The organism is Shewanella chilikensis, assembly GCF_002836945.1.
Lineage (GTDB): Bacteria > Pseudomonadota > Gammaproteobacteria > Enterobacterales > Shewanellaceae > Shewanella > Shewanella chilikensis.
Genome location: NZ_NIJM01000096.1, coordinates 1 through 3,155, shown reverse-complemented (window position 1 = coordinate 3,155; position 3,155 = coordinate 1). Strand labels below are relative to the sequence as shown.

Below are 3,155 nucleotides of genomic sequence, written 5' to 3'. Positions count from 1 at the left end.
TGAATATCCTTTTGGGTGTATATTACTCAAATGACACAGATTTATGAACACTACCGCTTAGGCTTGACTGAAATATGTCAAGCTCCCTGACTTTCCATCTTCTTGATCACTTCATTGTTGAATGCAATGACACCTTTATAGCCCCAGTACATTGAAAGTGCCCAGAGTATAAATGCAATAGGGCTGGCAACAATAGTGATAGCAAGTACCACGCAAAGAATAAAATTAATAACTCCGAATCCTACACTGCCAGCGTACATTTGGGCGGCACCTGGAATGAAGAATCCCAGCACTAACGCCGTGGTTGAGTTTTTCATTTCATTTTGTAAGCGGGCTAGTTTAATTGCGTCATTCATCTGTTACTCTCCATGCTTTTTTATAAGCTATTTATAACCTGACGCACACACTAATTGATCTTTATGGTCGATTTGGTGTAAGCGGTCACGGTCATGTTGGTGGTTCTTATATTATGAGCACTTATATAAAAAGCGATGATAAATGCAAGATACGTATTTTTACAGATTTCCCGTAAATATTTTTAGCTTTTTTCACCACGTAACTATTTTAATCGTTGAATTGTTAAGTCCCTGTGTGATTACACAGGGACTTTCAGGTATTCATGTTTAGCCTTTCTCAAATAGCCTTCCTGCCAGCCCTTGTGCAAAATTTTTGAATTTTTCATATTGCCTAGGGGCTGATGCTATTAGCATAACTTCCTGCTCCTTAAACTTGTTGGCGTCAATCAATGTATAGGTTGGTCTGGTTGGGTCAATCTCATTGATAAGTACATATTGGCCACTCCCGGTAAGTTGCAGTTCGCCATTTTCGTCAAAAGTAAGTAATTCATGATCTTCAGCAAGCAGGTAAATAGCATAGCGAGTAAATAATTGTTGAACGGAGTCGGCTAGGTTTTCTCTATAAATTCGTTGACGATTAACATCAGAATTATCGTCCTCAAGCATTTTAATATATTCTTGCTCTGATTCAATTCTCTTTTGTGCCTGTTCCCAGGTTCTGCGCTCTGAATAGCTCATCAAATTGATCTGGGATTTTAAGTCAGTTTCGGCTCGTTCCGCATTTTTGCGTTGGTCGGTTACATAGTCTGTATCAACGTCCAATAGAACCGATGCTTTAACATAATTTATCACCGCTTTGTCTATGCCTGAGGACTTCAGTGCGGCAACAAACTGGGCCTGAGTATTTTGCCCACCACCAATAGAATCCATATAGGAACAATAAAATTTGCCATCGGCTCCTTTCACGGCAGGTAATGGCAGAATACCACCGGCGCGGCTATAATTTTTATAGCGATTTTCGATAATGGACACACAATCAGGCGCAGTATCATTATTTACTTTGAAATTGATCCAACTGGCTTTTATATTAAAATCTCTGACATTAAAGCCCAGTGGGTTCAGTTGCTTTAGTGCAGTATTCATAGCTTCTTGCGCGGATATGGCTTCGGATTTTAATGCTGCCAGTTTTTCATCATATGGCTTCAATATGGCGTTGAGCTTTGCGGTTGCTGCTGAACTGCGTTCGTGTACATCTTTCAATTGTGCCAAGATTTCTTGGTTGCTCTGAATCGCTGCTTTGTGTCTATTAATAGACTCGTTCAGTGTTTTATCGTGTAAATAAAGCTGGCCTTCTAGTGTAAGAAACTGCGCGACTGTGCCTATTTCACCGTTCGGCGCAGGGCGTTTTCCCAGTGGACTTTCAGTCATCTTTTTAGCAATAGATAATACGTCGTTGAAGGTTTCATCCGTGATTTCATGACCACGAATTTCCTTGAGTGTGCCTTGTTCCAGTTCTTTTAGCTGTGTCAACCACTCTTTTAGGTCACCATCGTCTACCGGGATCAGATGTACATTTTTTGCAGCTGAGGATATCTGGTGTTGGGGTATATCTGATTGAAAATCGAGCTTTGCTTGGTCAGGATAATTATTGCATCCTGTTAATGTTATTAATCCAAGGAAAAATATGGTTAGGTAACTTTTATCTTTTTTCACTTTAAAATCCTTACTTTTCTAGCTTATTAAACTCTTATCGCCATATATTTTTGTTATTTGTTCGGTTAACGCAGTTATTACATGTAATAATCTGCTTTTGTAGCTGTATTTCTAAATTATATTTTTAAGGTTTGGGGTTTAGTTATCTGAAGATACAGAAAACATGGAAGATGTTTTGTAGCGAGGCAACAGGGTTGTAATGAAGAAGAGGAGAATCGACATGAGCAGTATTGGTAAACCAATCTCTATCGCTTTCATCAATTGACTGGTAATGCTTTTTTCTTTGATACCGAACTCTCGACCTGCGTCAACAACTTCCGAAATTGAGTTATAAACGTCATAAAGTGGCGCTACAACAGTAACCAGACAGATCACGCACAGGGTTTTGCTGACAAAGCGTGGGGCGCCAATAGCCAAACTGACAGCCGATGCCAGCATGAATATGACTTGCAGTGTTACGTTGTCAACGAACTTCCAGTAACTTACCGTCGTATCGAATCCCAGGTTAACTGCTGGCAGTAGCATTGACACAAACAGGCATGTCAGCGTGAAGAGCGCAAATTTGTTGTGAAGCGAGAGTCCGGATACCGAACTTAACGTTGGCATTTCGACCGAGGTCAATGTCTCTTTTGTTTTGGACAGATCCATAGCTTGTAGCTTTTCTTTGGCTTTGCCTGTTGCTTTTGCGGCGAGTGCTTTGGCTCTTTCCAGGCTGTCTTCATTGATGTTGCTTTTAACTTGTTGATAGATGTGATTGGCGGTATCTTTGGCTGCTGAGAGGTGCTGGTTAATAGAGGCGGATTGCCTGAGTATATAAACAGACACTACTTTTCCTTCTACCAGATCAAAGTCAACATCATCGCCAACACGGGGAGTAAGCTCAGATTTAATCTCTGAGAGTTGCACCTCCAATTTGTCCTGATTCTCAGCACGGATCAGGACGTATGCACCGCTGATATTGAGTATCTTTCCCTGCATTAAAATCACCTCATCATTTGAGCATTTTTATCGAGGTAACATAAAAAGGCGTAGTCACTTTAGAAAGGTACGTATTTTCTGGAGAAATTCGTAAGTGCTTACAGGTACGGTGCTTAGGGAAGCTGCGATTAAGTGGTCCGCAGCTCCCGATATGACGCCCCAAACCGT

The 3,155-nt window shown here is 40.9% G+C and carries 3 protein-coding genes; all 3 read right to left on the bottom strand.

Annotated elements, in window-relative coordinates; translation table 11 throughout:
• Positions 1-77 precede the first annotated feature (77 nt).
• Positions 78-356 carry a hypothetical protein gene (locus CX651_RS19570; protein WP_101057783.1) on the bottom strand — a complete coding sequence of 93 codons (279 nt, stop codon included), beginning with the start codon at positions 354-356 and terminating at the stop codon, positions 78-80.
• 267 nt (positions 357-623) lie between these two features.
• Complete coding sequence (locus CX651_RS19565; protein ID WP_101057782.1) at positions 624-2,009, bottom strand: hypothetical protein; 1,386 nt, start codon at positions 2,007-2,009, stop codon at positions 624-626.
• Between the two features lie 138 nt (positions 2,010-2,147).
• Positions 2,148-2,987, bottom strand: coding sequence for a hypothetical protein (locus tag CX651_RS19560; protein WP_101057781.1), 840 nt, complete (start codon positions 2,985-2,987; stop codon positions 2,148-2,150).
• Between the last annotated feature and the right edge of the window lie 168 nt (positions 2,988-3,155).